This window comes from Phyllobacterium lublinensis (genome assembly GCF_020164435.1).
Taxonomy (GTDB): Bacteria; Pseudomonadota; Alphaproteobacteria; order Rhizobiales; family Rhizobiaceae; genus Phyllobacterium; species Phyllobacterium lublinensis.
The window spans coordinates 51,368-71,253 of sequence record NZ_JAIUDQ010000016.1 but is presented as its reverse complement, the minus strand read 5'-3'; the positions used below and the strand labels follow the sequence as shown (position 1 = coordinate 71,253).

19 protein-coding genes are annotated in these 19,886 nt (G+C 58.0%); 1 reads left to right on the top strand and 18 read right to left on the bottom strand.

The window, feature by feature from the left end; translation table 11 throughout:
• Positions 1-176: 176 nt before the first annotated feature.
• The 7 genes from rpsO to rimP all read right to left on the bottom strand — a co-directional run bounded on the left by rpsO (position 177) and on the right by rimP (position 7,810).
• Entirely contained in the window at positions 177-524 is a 348-nt protein-coding gene (gene rpsO, locus K9U38_RS18060; protein WP_106667512.1) for a 30S ribosomal protein S15, read from the bottom strand.
• A gap of 74 nt (positions 525-598) precedes the next feature.
• On the bottom strand, positions 599-1,570 hold the full coding sequence (truB, locus tag K9U38_RS18055; RefSeq protein ID WP_224495738.1) for a tRNA pseudouridine(55) synthase TruB: 972 nt from the start codon (positions 1,568-1,570) through the stop codon (positions 599-601).
• The gene (rbfA, locus tag K9U38_RS18050; RefSeq protein WP_224495737.1) at positions 1,570-2,022 is read right to left on the bottom strand and encodes a 30S ribosome-binding factor RbfA; all 453 of its coding nucleotides are present in this window, start codon (positions 2,020-2,022) and stop codon (positions 1,570-1,572) included. Before rbfA ends, truB begins: the two co-directional genes overlap by 1 nt.
• 75 nt (positions 2,023-2,097) lie before the next feature.
• A complete protein-coding gene (gene infB / locus K9U38_RS18045; RefSeq protein WP_224495736.1) occupies positions 2,098-4,833 on the bottom strand; it encodes a translation initiation factor IF-2 in 2,736 nt (911 codons plus the stop codon).
• Entirely contained in the window at positions 4,830-5,471 is a 642-nt protein-coding gene (locus tag K9U38_RS18040; protein WP_224495735.1) for an RNA-binding protein, read from the bottom strand. The genes infB and K9U38_RS18040 overlap by 4 nt, the downstream gene beginning before the upstream one ends.
• A 26-nt stretch (positions 5,472-5,497) precedes the next feature.
• On the bottom strand, positions 5,498-7,099 hold the full coding sequence (gene nusA / locus K9U38_RS18035) for a transcription termination factor NusA (protein WP_224495734.1): 1,602 nt from the start codon (positions 7,097-7,099) through the stop codon (positions 5,498-5,500).
• Positions 7,100-7,150: 51 nt separating this feature from the next.
• Positions 7,151-7,810: a ribosome maturation factor RimP gene (gene rimP, locus K9U38_RS18030; RefSeq protein WP_224495733.1), complete on the bottom strand. Its 660-nt coding sequence runs from the start codon at positions 7,808-7,810 to the stop codon at positions 7,151-7,153.
• Positions 7,811-8,081: 271 nt separating this feature from the next.
• Here rimP and K9U38_RS18025 point away from each other — a divergent pair, with 271 nt between their 5' ends.
• The gene (locus tag K9U38_RS18025; protein WP_224495732.1) at positions 8,082-8,246 is read left to right on the top strand and encodes a hypothetical protein; all 165 of its coding nucleotides are present in this window, start codon (positions 8,082-8,084) and stop codon (positions 8,244-8,246) included.
• Positions 8,247-8,278: 32 nt separating this feature from the next.
• Here the strand turns inward: K9U38_RS18025 and K9U38_RS18020 are convergent, their stop codons facing one another.
• From K9U38_RS18020 to miaB, 11 genes are all read right to left on the bottom strand, one after another.
• Positions 8,279-9,796, bottom strand: a complete 1,518-nt coding sequence (locus K9U38_RS18020; RefSeq protein ID WP_224495731.1) for a tripartite tricarboxylate transporter permease — start codon at positions 9,794-9,796, stop codon at positions 8,279-8,281.
• A 12-nt stretch (positions 9,797-9,808) separates the two neighbouring features.
• A complete protein-coding gene (locus K9U38_RS18015) occupies positions 9,809-10,291 on the bottom strand; it encodes a tripartite tricarboxylate transporter TctB family protein (RefSeq protein ID WP_224495730.1) in 483 nt (160 codons plus the stop codon).
• Positions 10,288-11,238, bottom strand: a complete 951-nt coding sequence (locus K9U38_RS18010) for a Bug family tripartite tricarboxylate transporter substrate binding protein (protein ID WP_224495729.1) — start codon at positions 11,236-11,238, stop codon at positions 10,288-10,290. Before K9U38_RS18010 ends, K9U38_RS18015 begins: the two co-directional genes overlap by 4 nt.
• A 222-nt stretch (positions 11,239-11,460) precedes the next feature.
• On the bottom strand, positions 11,461-12,159 hold the full coding sequence (trmB, locus tag K9U38_RS18005) for a tRNA (guanine(46)-N(7))-methyltransferase TrmB (protein WP_224495728.1): 699 nt from the start codon (positions 12,157-12,159) through the stop codon (positions 11,461-11,463).
• 22 nt (positions 12,160-12,181) lie between these two features.
• The gene (metK, locus tag K9U38_RS18000) at positions 12,182-13,447 is read right to left on the bottom strand and encodes a methionine adenosyltransferase (protein ID WP_224495727.1); all 1,266 of its coding nucleotides are present in this window, start codon (positions 13,445-13,447) and stop codon (positions 12,182-12,184) included.
• A 178-nt stretch (positions 13,448-13,625) separates the two neighbouring features.
• The gene (locus K9U38_RS17995) at positions 13,626-14,036 is read right to left on the bottom strand and encodes a helix-turn-helix domain-containing protein (protein WP_224495726.1); all 411 of its coding nucleotides are present in this window, start codon (positions 14,034-14,036) and stop codon (positions 13,626-13,628) included.
• 100 nt (positions 14,037-14,136) lie between these two features.
• Complete coding sequence (gene lnt / locus K9U38_RS17990) at positions 14,137-15,726, bottom strand: apolipoprotein N-acyltransferase (RefSeq protein ID WP_370631988.1); 1,590 nt, start codon at positions 15,724-15,726, stop codon at positions 14,137-14,139.
• A 57-nt stretch (positions 15,727-15,783) separates the two neighbouring features.
• The gene (locus K9U38_RS17985; protein WP_224495725.1) at positions 15,784-16,869 is read right to left on the bottom strand and encodes a hemolysin family protein; all 1,086 of its coding nucleotides are present in this window, start codon (positions 16,867-16,869) and stop codon (positions 15,784-15,786) included.
• Between the two features lie 5 nt (positions 16,870-16,874).
• A complete protein-coding gene (gene ybeY / locus K9U38_RS17980) occupies positions 16,875-17,417 on the bottom strand; it encodes an rRNA maturation RNase YbeY (RefSeq protein ID WP_224495724.1) in 543 nt (180 codons plus the stop codon).
• Entirely contained in the window at positions 17,392-18,411 is a 1,020-nt protein-coding gene (locus K9U38_RS17975) for a PhoH family protein (protein WP_224495723.1), read from the bottom strand. The genes ybeY and K9U38_RS17975 overlap by 26 nt, the downstream gene beginning before the upstream one ends.
• Before the next feature lie 29 nt (positions 18,412-18,440).
• Positions 18,441-19,880, bottom strand: a complete 1,440-nt coding sequence (gene miaB, locus K9U38_RS17970; RefSeq protein WP_224495722.1) for a tRNA (N6-isopentenyl adenosine(37)-C2)-methylthiotransferase MiaB — start codon at positions 19,878-19,880, stop codon at positions 18,441-18,443.
• Positions 19,881-19,886: the final 6 nt, after the last annotated feature.

Here is a 19,886-nt window from a genome sequence, read left to right as displayed (position 1 = left end):
GGATGACAGCATTTCTCCCGTTTCGTTTAGACCAATCACGGGCAAGACAACGTGCAACTCGTGGTACCGAGTTGCCTGCAATCCTGCCCCATGATCTGCCTCATGGTAGTACTCATCTCATATCGAGATGAAATAAACCGGCGGAGCGTGGAAAACGCATCCGCCGGTCCAATCTGTTAGCGGCGCAGGCCGAGCTTTTCGATCAGCGTCTGGTAGCGGCCCTGGTCAACTTTCTTGAGATAATCAAGAAGGCTGCGGCGCGTCGAGACGAGCTTGAGAAGACCACGACGGGAATGATTGTCCTTCTTGTGGTCCTTGAAGTGCTCGGTCAAGTTGACAATGCGCTCTGTCAGAACGGCAACCTGGACTTCCGGAGAACCGGTATCGCCGGGCTTTGTTGCATATTCAGAGATCACTGCCTGCTTGCGTTCAGCGGTTATCGACATCGTATATCCTTTCTTTTGAAGAGGAAAACAGGATGCCCACGGCCGGGATGTCGTCCAGCGGGGGCCGGTTAAAGCGATGGCAAAAGCTAATCGCTGCGGGCCGTATAGTCCAAAATGTGACAAATTACCAGCCGCAAATGATTCCGGTGGTTCTACACAGTAAACACGCGCTTTGGCTTGAACTGGCCCTGCTCGATAAAACCGATTGCCAGAAGCTTGCCCTTGCTCGTTACACAGGCCTCATCGGCCTCGACCGGTGCGTCGCGCCCGCGCAGGATCACCGGATTGCCCATGCGGATGCGATGAGCCTGATCCTCAGAGATCGCCACCTGCGGAAGGCTTTCGAGCGCAGCGCCCGTGTCGATCAGGAAAGCGTCCATGACCGAGAAGCGCTCTGCCAGCCCCTCGTAGGAGCGATCCTCGCCTTCCTCCTCAGTCGGCACTGGCGGGTGTACCGCTTCAAGCTCAGCGAGTGTCACGAAATCGGCTTCGTCAAACGGTGCGACTTCGACGCGGCGCAGATCGGAAATGTGGCCGTAACAGCCAAGATCGCGTCCCATGTCACGAGCCAGTGACCGCACATAGGTCCCCTTGCCGCATTCGACTTCGAAAATCGCCGTCGAGGCGTCAGGGCATTCGACGAGGTCCAGGCGGTCGATCTCCACTTCGCGGGCGGGTATGTCGACTTCCTCGCCGCCACGTGCCAGATCATAGGCGCGCTCACCAGCGATCTTGATGGCCGAGAATTTCGGCGGAACCTGTGCAATGACGCCGGTATACTTTGGCAACAACGCCTTGATGGCGGTCTCGTCTGGGCGGTTATCGGAGGTCACGGTCACCCCGCCCTCCAGATCGTCCGTCGTGCGCTCAGCACCCCAGCTTACCGTGAAACGGTAGACCTTGGTTCCGTCCATCACGTAGGGAACAGTCTTGGTCGCTTCGCCGAGTGCAATCGGCAACATGCCCGACGCCAGGGGGTCAAGCGTACCCGCATGACCTGCCTTCTCCGCCTTGAACAACCACTTGATCTTGGAGACGGCTTCGGTCGACCCCATGCCTTTCGGCTTGTCAAAGATAAGCCAGCCCGAAACCGGACGGCCTTTTTTCTTGCGCTGCCTCGTCATCAGTCATTACCGTCATGGCCGGGAACATCCCCCGGATTCGGGTCGCCCCCATCATCTTCGTCCTCACCTTCAAGATCGCGTGTGACTTCCGGCTTGCGCAGGAGTGCATCGATCTTGGCATAATTGTCGAAGCTGGTATCGATACGGAAACGGAATTCTGGCATATATTTCATCTGCTTGAGATATGTTGCGGCTCGCCCTCGAATAAACTTCGAGTTCTTGTTCAGAGCCCCGATGACGCCCTCGCTGTCGATTGCCCCAATCGGTGACACGAAGCAGGTGGCGATCTTCAGATCGGGCGACATGCGCACTTCGGAAATGGCAATGACGGCATTTTCCAATGTGCTGTCGCGAACATCGCCGCGCTGAAGCACCTGGGAAACTGCGTGACGCACCTGCTCGCTGACGCGTAACTGGCGTTGCGAGGGGCCGGTGGAAGCAAAACGAGCCATTCTGTCGTATCCAAATAGATGAGAGATCGCCGGTTTTACCCGGCGACCTGCCATTCATGATTGAGACGCTGCTGATTAGAGCGTTCGGGTCACATGTTCGACGCGGAAAGCTTCGATGGTATCGCCAGCGCGAATATCGTCGTAGTTTTCGAACGCCATACCGCACTCCTGGCCAGCCGGCACTTCAGAAACTTCATCCTTGAAGCGCTTGAGCGTCTTGAGCTTGCCCTCATGGATAACAACGTTGTCGCGGATAAGGCGTACGCCGGCACCACGTTCGACCTTGCCTTCCGTAACGCGGCAGCCAGCGACCTTGCCAACCTTGGTGATGTTGAAGACTTCGAGAATCTCCGCATTGCCAAGGAAGGTTTCGCGGCGTTCCGGTGACAGGAGACCCGACATCGCTGCTTTCACATCATCCACGAGATCGTAGATGATGTTGTAGTAGCGGATTTCGATGCCTTCGCGCTCGGCAAGATCACGCGCCTGCTTGTTGGCACGAACATTGAACCCGATGATCGCAGCGTTGGAAGCTTCGGCAAGGGCGATATCGCTCTCGGTGATGCCGCCAGCGCCCGAATGGATGATCCGCGCCCGCACCTCGTCGGTTCCGAGCTTGTCCAGTGCGCCGGCAATGGCTTCGATCGATCCCTGCACGTCACCCTTGATGAGCAGCGGGAACTCTTTCAAGCCCGTCACCTGCAACTGGCTCATCATCTGTTCGAGTGAACCACGCGAACCGGCCTGCTTGGCCACGGCCTTTTCACGGGCAAGGCGCGTGCGATATTCGGAAATCTCGCGCGCCTTTGCTTCGTTTTCGACGACGGCAAAGCGATCACCAGCCTGCGGCGGTCCCTGGAGGCCGAGAACCTCGACTGGAGTCGCCGGTCCGGCTTCCTTCATGTTCTCACCACGGTCATTGACCAAGGCACGAACACGGCCCCATTCACTGCCAGCAACAATGATATCACCTGGGTGCAACGTGCCCTTCTGGACCAGCACAGTGGCGACAGAACCGCGGCCGCGTTCCAGCTTGGCTTCGATTACGACACCTTCAGCCGTCCGTGTCGGATCAGCCTTCAGGTCGAGTATTTCGGCCTGCAGCAGGATGGCTTCCAGCAGCTTGTCGAGGCCGACACCGGTTTTTGCCGAAACTTCAACATCGAGCGTTTCACCGCCCATCGATTCAACGAAGACTTCATGCTGCAGAAGACCGTTGCGGACCTTCTGCGCATCAGCCGATGGCTTGTCGATCTTGTTGATGGCAACGATGATCGGAACCCCTGCCGCCTTGGCATGGTTGATCGATTCAATGGTCTGCGGCATGACGCTGTCGTCAGCAGCCACAACAAGGATCGCGATGTCGGTAGCCTGTGCGCCACGAGCACGCATGGCCGTAAACGCAGCATGGCCCGGCGTGTCGATGAAGGTGATCTTCTGGCCGTTCTGCTCGACCTGGTAAGCACCGATATGCTGCGTGATACCGCCGGCTTCGCCAGAAACGACGTTGGCCTTGCGGATGGCATCGAGCAGAGAGGTCTTGCCGTGATCGACGTGGCCCATGATGGTCACGACCGGCGGACGCGGCTCGAAGGCAGCTTCGTCGTCCTGCACGTTGAAGATTCCCTCTTCAACGTCGGACTCAGCAACACGGCGCACCGTGTGACCGAATTCTTCGGCGATCAGTTGGGCCGTATCGGCATCGATCAAATCGCCCGGCTTCATCATCTGGCCTTCCTTCATTAGGAACTTGATGACGTCGACAGAACGCTCGGCCATACGCTGGGCGAGTTCCTGAATTGTGATGGTTTCCGGCAAGACCACTTCGCGAGCAATCTTCTCGCGTGTCTCCTGCTGCATGCCACGCTTGAACTTCTCCTGCCGGCGGCGCATCGCCGAAAGGGAACGGCTACGGCCTTCGTCATCGAGCGCCGAGCCCAATGTCAACTTGCCACGACGGCGCTCATCCTCGCCCTTGACGACCTTGGGCGCGCGCACCTCCGGCTTGACCGGCGTAGCAGCACCGCGCCGCGCTCCAGCGGGACCGCGGCGATCATCGTCCTCTTCCGCCAAATTCGGCTTGCGGACAGGCGCCTTCAAAGCGGCAGCGTCGTCTGCTGCCTTCAGTTCGGGCTGACGCTTGCGGGATTCTTCTTCTGCACGCTGCTTCGCTTCGGCTTCCTTGCGAATGCGTTCTTCTTCCTCGGCCTGACGGCGTGCGGATTCCTCTCGCTCCTTAACGCGCAGCGCTTCTTCCTCTGCACGGCGCGCGGCTTCGATTGCAGCCTTGGCACGATCCTCGGCGTCACGGGCCTTTGAACCTTCCAGTGCCTTGCGACGTGCCTCGAGTTCGGCGCTCGACAGCGTGTTCAATACCATGCCGGATCTGTCATTCGAACGCTGGCCTGCTGGCCGATAGGACTGCTGCGCAGGACGCTGCTGCTGCACGGGTGCTGCGGGGCGGGCGCCAGATGGCGCCGAGGGCGCAGGTGCAGCGGGCGCTGCCGGACGCGGTGCTACAGCGGGGCTGGCCTGCGTTACAGCGGGCTGCGGCGCCGGACGAACTGGAGCAGCAGGCGCAGGGGCGGCCACTTGAGCAGGCGCAGGGGCGGGCGCAGCAGGCGGCGCGACTTCCGGCTTATGATCCGGAAGGCTAAATTTGCGCTTCTTGGTTTCAACGACAACAGACTTCGTACGCCCGTGGCTGAAATTCTGGCGCACCGTGCTCTGCTCAACACCGGGCCGCTTCAGGGTCAGGGTTTTCTTGTTGACGCCAAGCGTCTTGTCGTCTGTCGATTTTGTATCGCTCATTCCGTTTCCGTTTCCTTCGCGGCAGCTGCCGCTTTAGCGTCGGCCTGATCGTCACGGCCATCGCGAAAATGCTGTAGCAGCCAAGCTCGCCTGACGAACCCGGCAGCTGCCTTCCCCTTGAGTACGGCAGCATGTATCACATTTACCCCACCCAATGCCAAATCCATTTCACTGCTTTCAAACAATGAAAGGGCAGGTATTTCCGGTCCGCCCGCATAAACAACCGAACGGCGGGCCTGGTCAAGTTTCCGGACACCGTCTTCGGCCGCTTCAAACGCATGAAGCACCAGGGCGGCAGTACCGTTGCGGATGGCCGAGTCCACTTTTGCGGCCCCTGTTACCACAACACCGGCCTTGCGCGCCAACCCAAAACTGCCCAATGCCGATTTTGCCAGCATCTGGTCCACTGTCAGTCCGAAATCATCCGGAACAGTGGCATTGGTCTTCAGGGCACGCGGAAAGAGCTTTCGCCTGACCGCTTCATCCACATAGCGCCGCTGGGCTTTCACCCAACAGCCGCGACCGGGGAGATTGCGCTTGAAGTCTGCGACAACCATTCCATCCGGCCCAGCCACGAACCGGATCATGTCATCGACAGAACCGCTTGTCCGCGTGACAATGCACGTCCTGTCGTTCATTTCCGGTTCCACGCTCACGTCCGCTGTTAGCCAGCGACCTCCTGATCGGCTTCTGCTTCAGGCTCGGCGTTGGCAAGATCGTCTTCCGTGATCCAACCGGCCTTGAGGCGAGCGGCAAGAACCATCTGCTCTGCATCAGCGCGGCTGATATCAAACTGCGACAGGATACCCGGATAGTTGATTGTCTCACCATCCTTGCGTTCACGCCAGCCCGTCAATTCATCAACGGCATAGCCGGCGAAATCTTCAACGGTCTTGACGCCATCTTCGCCGACCGCAACGAGAATTGCATTGGTCATGCCGGGCAGATCGCGCAGTTCATCGGAAACACCCAATTCCTTGCGGCGGACATCCCGCTCTTCCTCGATACGGCTCAAATATTCCTGAGCACGCTGCTGGATTTCGGTCGCGGTCTCCTCATCGAAACCATCGATGGAGGAAATGTCATCGCTATCGACGTAGGCGATTTCCTCTACGCTCGCAAAGCCTTCCGACGCAAGCACCTGTCCAACCATCTCATCAACATCGAGCGCTTCCATGAACAGGTTCGAGCGTTCGACGAATTCCTTCTGCCTGCGCTCGGACTCTTCCTGCTCGGTGAGGATGTCAATGTCCCAGCCGGTCAACTGCGAAGCCAGGCGGACATTCTGACCGCGACGGCCGATCGCTAGTGACAATTGGTCATCCGGGACCACAACTTCAATACGTTCGGCGTCTTCATCGAGAACAACCTTGGCAACTTCAGCTGGCTGAAGCGCATTGACGATGAAGGAGGCCGGTTCCGGTGACCACGGAATAATGTCGATTTTTTCGCCCTGGAGTTCACCGACAACTGCCTGCACGCGCGAACCGCGCATACCAACGCAGGCGCCGACCGGATCAATCGAGGAGTCGCGCGAAATGACGGCGATCTTGGCGCGCGAGCCCGGATCACGAGCTACCGACTTGATCTCGATGATCCCGTCATAGATTTCCGGCACTTCCATTGTGAAGAGCTTTGCCATGAACTGCGGATGCGTGCGGCTCAGGAATATCTGCGGACCGCGCTGTTCCCGGCGGACGTCGTAGACATAGGCGCGGACGCGATCACCATAGCGGAAGGTTTCACGCGGGATCAGTTCGTCGCGGCGGACAATGGCTTCACCGCGGCCGAGGTCGACGATCACATTGCCATATTCGACGCGTTTGACGCTGCCGTTGATGATTTCACCAACACGATCCTTGTATTCGTCATACTGGCGATCACGCTCGGCTTCACGGACCTTCTGCACGATGACCTGCTTGGCGGACTGGGCAGCAATGCGCCCGAAATCCATCGGAGGCAGCTGGTCGGCCAGAAAATCGCCAGGCTGCGCATCAGGATTACGGTCACGCGCCGCATCCATACCGATCTGGGTGACCGGATCCTCCACGTCATCTACTACCTCGAGCAGGCGCTGAAGCTTGATCTCACCGGTCTTGGCATTGATATCGGCGCGGATGTTGGTCTCCTGCCCATAACGCGAGCGTGCGGCCTTCTGAATGGCATCGGCCATCGCCGCAATAACGATCTCGCGGTCAATCGACTTCTCGCGTGCGACCGCATCGGCGATCTGCAGAAGTTCTAGCCTGTTTGCACTGACTGCCATGTTCTTCTCCTTGGGTTCACCGCACCGCTTCTCCCGCGGGCGTATGAAATATCAATCCTGATCTGTTTGTGTCGACGCAGCTTCTGCGTCGTCCGGGGAGACCGCGCCCTCTTCGGGTATCCGGCCTTCGCGCAAGTCCTTGTCGCGGCGCAATGCATCGCGGATGAGGTCATCCGTCAAAACCAACCGTGCATCCGAGATCATCTCGAAGGGCACCTCAATAACGGGCTTGTCGCCATAACTCGCCTGGTCGCTTTCGACTGTTACGGCATCGGCCGATACAGCAGCGATGCGGCCACGAAACTTCTTGCGGCCTTCAAGAACGGCTGACGTGTCGACCTTGACGATGTGACCGGACCAGGTGGCGAAGTCCGACTTGCGAACCAACGGACGATCGATGCCAGGCGACGAGACCTCCAGATGGTAGTGCCGATCGATCGGATCCTCGACATCCAGAACCGGCGATAGTGTGCGGCTGACCAGCTCGCAATCTTCGACGGTCATCGTGCCATCGTTGCGCTCTGTCATGATCTGCAATGTCAGTCCATTGAGGCCGGAAAGACGTACTCGAACCAGGCGGAAGCCTATGGACTCCAGTACCGGCTCAATGATACCGGCAACGCGCGCATCGACACCTGTTTCAGTGATGATGCGTTCTTCACGCTCCTTGGCGGAGACCGTTCCGTGTTCTGATTCAGCGCTGTCTGTCACGCAAATTTTTTCCCTGTTTCGGCCTTAAGAAACAAAAAAGAGCGGGACCGGTCTGGACCCACTCCTGTTCTATCGACCAAGAATATGACTTCTATATACCGAAACGGCTTGCTGTTTTCAAGCTTGGAGAAGAATTTCTCGCAACTCCCTCCGAATTGACGATTCTGGCATGCATTTTCGCATAGCTGCTCTGCACTCTGAGGGCTAATCATCCCCAGCCATCTCTCCTATCTATGCTGCATCGCAACATCATGCGAAAAAGGATAGAACAATGACCAAGAGACACATCCATTCCAGGATAGGCCAGTTTTTCACCATGCTCGGCAGTGCGGTCGCAGTAGCATCGGCAACGCGGCTCGGCGAACAGCCGGCAGCTTCTGATCTGCGTGCTCTCGGCATCGACCCGGTTCAGTTCCGCACCATCCACCGGAACTAAACTCTTCCGGTGGATTCCAGGCTGGCTAGTGGTCAGTCTTCGCTCGCTGCCAGTGATGAGAGCACTTTGCCTTTGCCGCGCGCGCGCATGATCAATGGCACCACCACGGCGCAGACTGCCAGTATCAGCAGAATCACCGCAATGGGTGAATGAACGAGCACTGTGGGGTCACCCTGGCTAATTGCCAGCGCGCGGCGCAACTGCTGCTCTGCCATGGGGCCGAGAATCAAACCAACCACAACGGGTGCGATCGGGTACCCGAAGCGGCGCAGTATGTATCCAAGCACGCCGAACGCCAGCAGCATGCCAAGCTCGAACGTCGACGGATTGGCTCCGATGGTGCCAAGCGTGGCAAACACCAGAATGCCGGCATAGAGCCAATGTCTGGGGATCGACAACAGCCGTACCCACAGGCCCACCAGCGGCAAATTCAGAACCAGCAGCATGAAATTGGCGACGAGCAGGCTGGCGATCAAACCCCAGACGATTTGCGGATTGTTGGCAAACAGCAATGGGCCGGGCTGAAGGCCGAACTGCTGGAATCCAGCAAGCATGATGGCAGCTGTCGCACTTGTCGGCAGTCCAAGCGTCAGCAGCGGGACAAGCGTACCGGCAGCCGATGCATTGTTCGCCGCCTCAGGGCCGGCAACCCCCTCAATGGCGCCTTTACCGAACTCTTCCGGTTTCTTTGAAAGCTGCTTCTCTACCGAATAGGACAGGAATGTGCCGATTTCTGCGCCGCCGGCTGGCATGGCGCCGATCGGGAAACCGATGAACGTGCCGCGCAGCCAGGGCTTCCACGATCTCGACCAGTCTTCCCGGTTCATCCAGACGGAGCCCTTGATCGCTTCGATCTTTTCTTCGCCATAGCGATGGGCGGCAGCGACGCTCAGACTTTCGCCGACCGCGAAGAGTGCGACCGCGAGTGTCGTTACCTCCACACCGTCGAGCAGATCGGGAATACCGAAAGCCAGCCTCGCCTGTCCGGTTTGCAGATCGATGCCGATCAGACCGAGCGCGAGCCCAAGAAACAGCGCCGTCAATCCACGGAGCGTTGAGTCGCCAAAGGCCGCGGAAACGGTCATGAAGGCGAGAACCATCAACGCGAAATATTCCGCAGGGCCGAACGAAAGGGCAAATTTTACGATCGTCGGCGCAATCAGGGCAAGTGCCATCGTTGCAATCAGGCCGGCAACAAAAGACCCTATGGCAGCGGTTGCAAGCGCGGGGCCGCCCCGCCCGGCCCGCGCCATCTTGTTGCCTTCCAGGGCGGTAACAATGGAGGAGCTCTCACCCGGCGTATTCAAGAGGATTGACGTCGTCGAACCGCCATACATGCCGCCATAATAAATGCCGGCAAACATGATCAACGATCCGGCCGGGTCCAGCTTATAGGTGACCGGGAGAAGCAACGCGACCGTCAGCGCCGGTCCTATGCCCGGCAACACGCCCACGGCGGTGCCCAAGGTTACGCCAATCAGGGCATAGAGCAGATTGAGCGGCTGCATCGCAACCGCAAACCCATGCGCCAACAGTGTGAAACTATCCATAATGGCTCTGACCTAAATAAGACGTTCGAGCGGTCCTGCCGGGAGCGTCAACTGCAATCCCTTGGCAAAGATGACCCAGACGATGAATGATAGAACGATGCCGATCGGGATTGTCATCCACAACGGCCCCTTGCCGAATGCCCGCGCAGTGGCTGCAAACAGCAATCCTGTCGCTATTGCAAAGCCGGTTATGTGCAAGAGCAGCATCTGCGCCGCCAATCCGCCGACAATCCAGATGACAGGCTGAATTTCCTGTTTTTCCCGCTCCGGAAAGTCTCCGCGCATCGCTTCGAATACGGTCCAGATCGACAGCAGGAACAGGCACCCCGCGATGGCGTAGGGAAATGCCGATGGTCCGATCCTCGTCGCGCTGCCGCCCTTGGCCGTCGCCGTACTATAAACGATGACAGCAGCCAGAATCGCGATGGCTGCTGCGATAACCAGCGCCGCCCAATCAGGGCGGCGCGTTTCGGAACTCGGCGACTCTTGCGTCATTTTACGAGGCCAATGTCTTTCAGGATTGCAGACGTTGCTTCAGTATCCTTTGCCAGCTGTGCCTTGAACGCGTCGCCAGCAAGATAGGTGTCGGCCCAGCCCTTGGCCTTGAGCTGGTCCTGCCAGCTCTTCGACTTCACCAGCTTTTCAACATCAGCACCGATTGCAGCTTCCTGTTCGGCGGAAATGCCTGGAGCCGCGGCAACCATGCGCCAATTCTGGATCGAAACATCCACGCCGCCTTCCTTGAAGGTCGGTGCATCGATACCTGCTACCTTGGCGTCGCTGGAAATGCCGATGATGCGCAGCGCACCCGCCTTGATCTGCGATTCGAACTCTCCATATCCGGAAATCCCGACGGTAACCTGACCGCCAAGAATGGCTGCCAGCGCTTCACCACCACCGGAGAACGCAATGTAGTTGACCTTTGTCGGATCAACACCTGCTGCTTTTGCAATCAGACCAGCAGTAATGTGGTCCGTACCGCCTGCCGAACCACCACCCCACGACACAGCGCCGGGATCTGCCTTCAGTTTTTCAACAAGATCAGCCATCGTCTTGATGGGGGAATCTGCGGGGACGACCAGCGCTTCGTATTCGCCGGTCAGACGGGCAATTGGCGTGACCTGATCCAGAGTTACCGGAGATGCATTGGTCAGGATGGCACCGACCATGACATAACCGCCAACGATCAGCTGAGAGGGATCACCTTTGGCGGAATTTGCAAACTGCGCGAGGCCAATCGTGCCACCGGCACCAGGAACGTTCACAACCTGAACGCTGCCTGAGATCTTCTCATCCTGGAGGGCTGTCTGGAGCGTACGTGCGGTCTGATCCCAACCACCACCAGGAGCGGCTGGAGCCATGATCTTGTAGTCCGCGGCAAAAGCCTGTCCAGACAGTACCATTGCCCCGGCGGCAACGAAAGCAAGCAACATCTTACGCATTGTGGAAATCCTCCCATGCTGGCCATCGGCCATTGATTTTAAATAGCTTAGGGAAAAAGCGGGAAAGATGCCGACGCAGGAATCATGAATTCGCGACGGAACAAATTCATGGGATCAACGACAAAAAACTGACAGCCTCCCAGCAGTCTCCTCACCATTAGAATGATACTAGAAAACTGTCAGGAAGCTGTCACGTGAAATGCGTGCAAGGGTTCAGCGCATCTACCGCCGCAGGAAGGTCAGGTAGGCGCCCGTCCGGCCTTCGCGATGCGCCTTCTGTTCATAACGCGTGCCGGGCCACGCTTCGTAAGGCGTATGCCAGTCGGCAGAGGTTGTCGCTTGCCAATCGAAATCGTCGTGGTCGCGGCAATGCTGCAGCGTCCAGTTCACATAGGTGTCAATGTCAGAGGCAAACCGGAACAGGCTGCCGTGCTTCAGCACCCGCGCAAAACGGTCAAGATTCTTCTGACTGACGAAACGACGTTTCCAGTGCTTCTTTTTCGGCCACGGATCGGGATAGAACAGATCGATGCCGTTCAGCGAGGCCTCTGGCAACCAATCGAGGACCTGGGTCGCATCGTCGTCATAGAGCCGGATGTTCTGAAGCGGGTTGTCATGGAGGTCGACAACCAGTTTCGCCATGCTGTTGACGAATGGTTCGATGCCAATGAACCCTGCCGTCGGGCAGCGCGCAGCTTCGTGCAGCAAGTGTTCGCCGCCGCCAAAGCCGATCTCCATTCTCACCGTGCCCACCTCCGCAGAAAACAGACTGCGAAGGTCGGCTGGCGGTGGGCTTGTCAGATCGAGTTTGAGCAGCGGCAGCAACTCATCGCGAATCGAGCGCTGCAAAGGGCGCAACGCCTTTCCGCTTCGTCTGCCGAAGAATGCTTCCGTCGAACGCTCGCGCCTTGGCTCATCCATCGGCATGTTCCGCCACGGCCGCTCAGGCGGCCAGGGCTGTCTTCAGCTGCTTTGCCAGATCAGTCTTCTCCCACGAGAAGGAACCGTCGCGGCCCGGCTTGCGGCCAAAATGGCCATAGGCTGAGGTCTTCGCGTAGATCGGCTTGTTGAGGTCGAGATGCTTGCGAATGCCGGAAGGTGAAAGGTCCATCACCTTGCGCAGCGCCGCTTCCACAGCATCTTCCTTCACACTGCCAGTTCCATGCAGGTCGACGTAAACCGAAAGCGGCTGCGCAACGCCAATCGCATAGGAAAGCTGGATGGTGCAGCGATCTGCAAAGCCCGCGGCAACCACGTTCTTCGCCAGATACCGAGCTGCATAGGCGGCTGAACGGTCGACCTTGGTGGTGTCCTTGCCCGAGAATGCACCGCCGCCATGGGGAGCAGCGCCGCCGTAAGTATCAACGATGATCTTGCGGCCGGTCAGTCCGGCATCGCCATCTGGCCCGCCAATGACGAACTTGCCGGTCGGGTTGATGTACCATACGCAATCATCGGCAATCTTCAGATCGCCGAGTGCTTCGCGGATATAGGGTTCGACAACCTTGCGAACCTTCTTGGAATCCCAGCTCGAATCGAGATGCTGCGTCGAAAGCACGATCTGTGTCGCTTCCGCCGCTACACCGTCCACATAACGCACGGTCACCTGGCTCTTGGCGTCAGGCCCAAGCTTCCCGGCATCACCCTCGCCCTTGTGGCGGGCACCGGCCAGGAGCTCGAGAATTTTGTGGGAGTAATAGATCGGAGCGGGCATGAGATCCGGCGTCTCCCGGCAAGCATATCCGAACATGATGCCCTGGTCTCCGGCACCTTCCTCGCCCTGGCGGTCGGCTGCATTGTCCACACCCTGGGCGATGTCAGCTGACTGCGGATGCAGCAGCACGTCGATCTTTGCTGTCCTCCAGTTGAAGCCGTCCTGCTCGTATCCGATGTCGCGGATAGCGCGGCGGGCGGCCGCCCGGAACCTCGATGGATTGATGACAGGATGACCCTTGGCATCCTTGACCACCACGCCGTTCTTGTCTTTCTTCAATAGAGTGTCCGGCACGCGCACTTCACCCGCGATAACGACGCGGTTGGTGGTTGCCAGCGTTTCGCATGCAATACGCACAGTCCACGGATCAACGCCCGTCTTCTTTGCCTCTTTGTAGATCATGTCGACGATTTCATCGGAAATACGGTCGCAGACCTTGTCTGGATGACCTTCCGATACGGACTCACTGGTAAAAAGATATGAACTGCGTGTCACGGGGAACCCCTCTTGAAAGCGAAAGAACTCCCGCCCGAGAAAGCCCGGGCGGGGCTGCGTAGTGTTTGCCAAGGACGAAGGGATCAGTCAATTGCTTTCATTTTCAAACAATCGACAGTTTGAGAATTTTTTTCCAAAACCGGGGAACCACCTGGACGGCGCCGGTCGTCTCAAACGATTATTCTTCCTCGTCCCCCAATGTCCGGACCAGGTCGAGAATTTTCCGCCTGACTTTCGCATCGGTGATCTTGGCGAACGCACGGGCGAGCTGAATTCCCTCCGAGCTGTTCAGGAAGCCCACGACATAGGTGGTTTCACTCTCTTCGTCGAAGCCCTTCGGCTTGTCGGATTGACCGGGCATATCGTCAAAGAAAAATGTAACCGGCACATTGAGGATGTTGCCAATGGCCTGCAGCCGGCTGGCACCGACGCGATTCATGCCTTTTTCATATTTCTGTATTTGCTGAAAAGTAATTCCCAGGCTTTCACCAAGTTTCTCCTGGCTCAAACCGATCATGTTGCGTCGCAGTCTTATGCGTGCTCCGACGTGCACGTCTACTGGATTAGGTCTCTTTTTATTATCAGACATGAAAATCTCATTCGTATGAAATGGGGCTGAAAATGAATTTTATCACTAATATATTTAGCGGCCAAATATAGCATTATTCGATAGGTCGGCACCTGAAATGTCAACCAACCCTTGTCCTTCGGCGCAAAAAATACGCCAGTGATGCAATCAGAACGAGGCAAATTACAACCCAGAATTGATATCGACGGGCAGCCTCACCCAAGGGTAGCTGCGCCTTCGCTGGAACCGCCGCATCGACCACCCCAACGGCATTCAAGGCGAGCGCATCGATGATTCGACCATAGGGATCGACCACGCCGGAAAGGCCATTATTGGCGGCGCGCACCAGAGGAAGACCCTGCTCGACCGCCCGTAACTGCGCTTGACGGAAATGCTGGTACGGACCGGGCGTGTCTCCATACCAGGCGTCGTTGGTGACGTTGACTATCGCGGCTGCCGGCGGACCCTGATAACTCATTTCCGCCGGGAAGATTGCCTCATAGCAGATCAGCGGAAGTACGTTGAATGCATCGGTGACCGGAAGGGAACGCCGTGACGCGGCAGCGGTAAATCCGCCAGGCATCTCGACTACCTCGTTGACCCCGAACCGACGCAGCATCTTTTCAAACGGCAGATATTCACCGAATGGCACCAGATGAACCTTGTCCGCTGCACCAGTGATCTCGCCGTTGCTATCGATTGCGAATATTGAATTGTAGTAGAGAGGTTCCTCTCCACCGCCTGGCTCTTCAACACGAATAGCGCCGGCAAGCAGGACCTGCCCGTCCTGCAAGGTGTCGGCAATGCCCTTCAGCGCTTCCGGCGCCTTGGTCAGAATGTACGGGACCGAGGTCTCCGGCCAGATGATCACCTGGGGCCTCGGCTTGCCGTCCTTCGGTGCCTCGCTGGTCATTGCAAGATACTTGGCGAAGATATCCTTGCGTGCCGTAGCCTCCCACTTGAGATCCTGCGCGATCGACGGCTGTACGATGCGCACTTGCGGCCCCTTGGCTTCGATGGGTGCCGTACTGAGCCGGTAGACACCGTAGCCAACATGGGCAGAAACCAAGAGGATGACCAGGGCAAGACCTGTCTTTATATCCCGACGATCCACCAGCAGCGCCGGCATGGCAAACACGATCACGGCAAGTACGTTCATGGCCAACAGTCCGGTTATCACAGACGACTGCATCAATACGGGTACAGGCATGGCGGCATACCCGATGGCGTTCCAGGGGAACCCGGTCAGGACAAAGGAACGCAGCCATTCGGCAATGCCAAAACCGAAGGCAAGAGCCAGGACACGGCCAATCCCGTCACTCCAGAACAGGCGTGCGAGCGCTGTCGCCAGAGCGTAGAAAAAAGCAAGGAATGCGGGCAGGCCGAAGATGGCAAAGGGTATGGCCCAAGCAAAATTTTCCGCATCGACCAGCAGCGCGTTGCCGATCCACCAGAGCCCAAAGACGAAATATCCGAAACCGAACCACCAGCCGATCGCGGCAGCCGGCAAGAGCCGGCGAATTGGTCCTGCGCCTGCATTGTCCACGGCACCGTCGATCAACCAGACGAGAACCGGGAATGATACGAGGCAAACGGCGAAAAAATCGTAAGGAGGGAGCGCGAAGCTCGCCAGTGCGCCCATGAGAACGGCCAAGCCGGCCCGCCGCCAGCCCGACAAAAGGATGACCTTACCTGCCAGACGCTGGATCATGCCAAGCCCCACCACTTCCTGTCTTTCTTCAGTCTTATACGGTGAGACTTGTGCCAATCATTCGTCCGTTTCCGCCGGCTCCTCGGCCATGCCTTGTCGTACCGTGCGCGGTCGGCGTTCAACATGGCGCAACGGCACAATGCGCACCTTGCGGATACGGCGTGGATCAGCTTCCAGCACGTGGAATTCATAACCTGGTACCGCCTGCACCATTTCGCCGCGCACAGGGATACGGCCAAGAATCGAGAAGATCAGCCCGCCGACAGTATCAACATCCTCGCCATGTTCGCCAATGACGAAACCAGCGCCGATCTTCCCCGAAACCTCGTCAAGGTCGGCGCGCGCATCGGCAATGAACACGCCTTCCGGCTCTTCGATGATCATGACTTCATCGTCGTCATGTTCGTCTTCAATATTGCCAACTACCATTTCGACGATGTCTTCAAGCGATACCAGCCCATCGGTCCCGCCATACTCATCGATGACCAGGGCGATCTGGATGCGCTGCGCCTGCATGCGTCCCATCAGATCATTGGCCAGCATTGACGGAGGCACGAACAGAACCGGCCGCATCAGGTTCAGTTCTGCGATCGACTTGGTAAGATCAACATTCGCAAGATTGAACTTCGCTGAAATGGGCGCCTTCGGTGTCCGGGCAGACGATCTGCGGGAAGCCTTGACCCTCGATATCTTGGTGATGTGGTTAACCACATCACGGATGTGCACCATCCCGCGGGGATCATCCAGGGTCTCGGCAAAGACCGGCATGCGCGAATGGCCCGACTTCTCGAACAGCTCAAGAAGGTCGCCGAGGGTTGTGGCGATTTCCACTGCCTCAATATCGGCGCGTGGAATCATCACATCCTCGACCCGCAATTCGCGAAGACGCAGGATATTGTGCAGCATGGCACGCTCTTCCGGCGAAAACGCAGTATCGCCGTGATGATCCTCAGCCAAGGCGGCGTCCAGGTCCTCACGCAGGGAGGTCCCTGGACGGGCACGCAGGAATGGAAAGATTGCGGAAAGAAGCGAGCGCTTTTCTGGGTGCGCTCTGGTGATACTCTGCCCTTCGGCATCACTCTCCTGCCCCGCTATTCCCTTGGCGGGCGCGGCAGGATCGTTCTGGTGCGACGTGTCAGACATGGTCCTCAATCGGATTGATCGTCAATGACGGATAGCGCATATGGGTCCGGGATTGCAAGACGCGCCAGAATTTTGCGTTCCAACGCCTCCATCTCCTCGGCTTCTGCCTCCGTCAGATGATCATAGCCAAGTAGATGCAGAAATCCATGGACAACAAGATGCGTCAGATGATCGTCGAAGGGCTTCTGCTCATCCAGTGCTTCGCGTGCCACAGTTTCCCGGGCAATGACGATGTCGCCAAGCATGGGTCCAGGTTTCTGGCCCGGCGTCAGCGCGAACGCAGGAAATGACAGGACATTGGTTGGCTTGTCCTTGTCACGCCAATCATTGTTGAGCTCCCTGATCGCGGCATCATCGGTGAACACGAGGCTAAGCTCGCTCTCCGGTTGCTCACCATCATCCAGCTGCTGCCAGGCGGCAGCGATGGCACGTGTCGACAAATCGCGTAGCGCCGACTCGTCGGCCCAGCCGCCCGTCTCAACAAGAACATCGATCGTAATCAAGCTATTGTCGCCACGCCGCTCAGGGCTTGGCGCCTTCCTTGTCATAGGCCCGGACGATGGCAGCGACCAGCGGATGCCGGACCACGTCCACGTCGGTGAACCGGACGGTCACGATGCCGCTGACGCCATCAAGAATACGAAGCGCTTCGACCAGACCGGATTTTTGCCCGGGCGGCAGATCAATCTGGCTCGGATCGCCAGTGATGATCATCCGGGCATTTTCACCGAGACGTGTCAGGAACATCTTCATTTGCATGGATGTCGTGTTCTGTGCCTCGTCGAGAATAATTGCCGAATGTGCCAGCGTTCGTCCGCGCATGAAGGCAAGCGGTGCTATTTCAATCACGCCGGCGGCAATGGCTCGCTCGACCTTGTCGGCAGGCATCATGTCGTAGAGCGCGTCATAGAGCGGCCGCAGATAGGGATCGACTTTCTCCTTCATATCCCCGGGGAGGAACCCAAGCCGTTCGCCGGCTTCCACCGCAGGCCTTGAAAGAATGATCCGGTCCACAAGGCCGCGCTCGAGCAGCATTGCTGCATGAGCCACTGCCAGATAAGTCTTGCCGGTACCAGCGGGCCCCACTCCGAACACCAGTTCCGAACGGTCCAGCGCCCGCATATACGCATCCTGCGTCGGTGTGCGGGCAAAAATTGTCTTTTTGCGCGTTGATATCTGGGCAGCAGCCATCTTGCTCTTGTTTTCCATCGTCGGGAGCGTCAACTGATCGTCGGCGGCAATCGCCATGCGCAATGCGCCATCGACATCGGACGCGGAGATATCATGGCCCTTCTGCAATTGTTCATAGAGCCTGTCGAGTGTCCTGCGCGCTTGCTCGGTCGCGCCGGGCTCACCACGGATGGCAAGCTGATTACCCTTGGAGCGAACGTCAACGCCCAGTTTCTGCTCAATGCGGGCAAGATTTTCATCGAACTGACCGAACAGCGCACTTGCCAGCCGGTTATTGTCAAAAGTCAGAACGATATGCGCCAGATCCGAGGCTCCGGAGGGAGTGGGTTTCAGCTTTTCGGTGGCGTTCAAACGGCTCTCCTGAAAAAGTGTTCAGCCTCTTATATAGTCCCATTGCTCGCCGAGTTCATCTCCCGGACACCAATCAAGCTGTTGGTGCCGGTGTCGATGATTCGCACATTGATAATGTCGCCGATTCGACCGCCGTGTACATCTATAATTACAGGTTGTAACCAGGGAGATCGTCCCACCATCTGGCCCGGCACACGACCGGCCTTTTCAATCAGCACATCCATCGACTTTCCGATAAGGCTGCGCTGGAACGCATATTGCTGTTCGCTGAGCAACGCCTGCAGACGCTGCAACCTGGCATCCTTTACCGCCTCTTCGACATGACCATCCATGTCTGCGCCGGGCGTACCGGGTCGTGGCGAGTATTTGAACGAGTAGGCTGCCGCGTAGGTGACGTCCCGGACGATCTGCATCGTGTCTTCGAAATCCTGCTCGCTCTCACCCGGAAAGCCGACAATGAAGTCTCCCGACAGTGCGATATCCGAGCGGGCGCCGCGAATACGCTCGATCAGACGCCTATAGTCCGCGCCGGTGTGCTTGCGGTTCATGGCCTTGAGTATCCGATCGGAACCCGACTGGACCGGCAGATGCAGATAGGGCATCAGCATTTCGAGGTCGCGATGGGCGTTGATCAACGTGTCATCCATATCCCGCGGATGACTGGTCACGTAACGCAAACGCGCGATGCCGGGGATCTCCGCCAGACGATACAGCAACTCGCCAAGACCCCACTCGCGTCCATCAGCACCTTCGCCGTGCCAGGCATTGACGTTCTGGCCAAGCAAAGTCAGTTCGCGTACGCCCGCATCCGCCAGCTTCTCGGCTTCTCGGACAATCTGGGCGACGGGGCGTGAAACTTCCGATCCGCGCGTATAGGGCACGACGCAGAATGTGCAAAACTTGTCGCAACCTTCCTGCACGGTCAAAAATGCCGTTACGCCCCGGCTCCTTGTTTGCTCCCTGCCAGGCGCGGGCAGATGCTCGAACTTGTCTTCAATCGCATACTCGGTCTCGACCACGCGCTCCCCCTGGCGCACGCGGGCGAGCGCCAGCGGCAAGCGGTGATAGGTTTGCGGGCCAACCACCAGATCGACGACCGGTGCCCGGCGAGTAATCTCGTCGCCTTCGGCCTGGGCGACGCAACCGGCAACGCCGACAGTCAACTCGCGGCCTTCCTTAGCCCTTGCATCTTTCATCTTGCGCAGGCGGCCAAGCGCCGAATAGAGCTTTTCCGAAGCCTTCTCGCGGATATGGCAGGTATTGATCAGCACCAGGTCTGCGTCGTCTGCATTGTCGGTTGCACTGTAGCCCTCAGCCGCAAGACTGTCGGCCATGCGCTGGCTGTCATAGACATTCATCTGGCAGCCATAGGTCTTGACATAGACCTTGCGCGTGTTGCCAAGCGCCACCGAATGCGCCAGGGATCCGGAGTCTTCATCCGGCTTGTTTGTAATGCTGATATCGTCCATGGGCAG

What these genes read in the sequence shown, in the direction of transcription:
- truB (WP_224495738.1), bottom strand. Translation starts at nt 1,570, where the DNA reads ATGACGAGGCAGCGCAAGAAAAAAGGCCGTCCGGTTTCGGGCTGGCTT.
- rbfA (WP_224495737.1), bottom strand. Translation starts at nt 2,022, where the DNA reads ATGGCTCGTTTTGCTTCCACCGGCCCCTCGCAACGCCAGTTACGCGTC.
- infB (WP_224495736.1), bottom strand. Translation starts at nt 4,833, where the DNA reads ATGAGCGATACAAAATCGACAGACGACAAGACGCTTGGCGTCAACAAG.
- K9U38_RS18040 (WP_224495735.1), bottom strand. Translation starts at nt 5,471, where the DNA reads ATGAACGACAGGACGTGCATTGTCACGCGGACAAGCGGTTCTGTCGAT.
- nusA (WP_224495734.1), bottom strand. Translation starts at nt 7,099, where the DNA reads ATGGCAGTCAGTGCAAACAGGCTAGAACTTCTGCAGATCGCCGATGCG.
- K9U38_RS18025 (WP_224495732.1), top strand. Translation starts at nt 8,082, where the DNA reads ATGACCAAGAGACACATCCATTCCAGGATAGGCCAGTTTTTCACCATG.
- K9U38_RS18020 (WP_224495731.1), bottom strand. Translation starts at nt 9,796, where the DNA reads ATGGATAGTTTCACACTGTTGGCGCATGGGTTTGCGGTTGCGATGCAG.
- K9U38_RS18015 (WP_224495730.1), bottom strand. Translation starts at nt 10,291, where the DNA reads ATGACGCAAGAGTCGCCGAGTTCCGAAACGCGCCGCCCTGATTGGGCG.
- K9U38_RS18010 (WP_224495729.1), bottom strand. Translation starts at nt 11,238, where the DNA reads ATGCGTAAGATGTTGCTTGCTTTCGTTGCCGCCGGGGCAATGGTACTG.
- trmB (WP_224495728.1), bottom strand. Translation starts at nt 12,159, where the DNA reads ATGGATGAGCCAAGGCGCGAGCGTTCGACGGAAGCATTCTTCGGCAGA.
- K9U38_RS17995 (WP_224495726.1), bottom strand. Translation starts at nt 14,036, where the DNA reads ATGTCTGATAATAAAAAGAGACCTAATCCAGTAGACGTGCACGTCGGA.
- lnt (WP_370631988.1), bottom strand. Translation starts at nt 15,726, where the DNA reads ATGATCCAGCGTCTGGCAGGTAAGGTCATCCTTTTGTCGGGCTGGCGG.
- K9U38_RS17985 (WP_224495725.1), bottom strand. Translation starts at nt 16,869, where the DNA reads ATGTCTGACACGTCGCACCAGAACGATCCTGCCGCGCCCGCCAAGGGA.
- ybeY (WP_224495724.1), bottom strand. Translation starts at nt 17,417, where the DNA reads ATGACAAGGAAGGCGCCAAGCCCTGAGCGGCGTGGCGACAATAGCTTG.
- miaB (WP_224495722.1), bottom strand. Translation starts at nt 19,880, where the DNA reads ATGGACGATATCAGCATTACAAACAAGCCGGATGAAGACTCCGGATCC.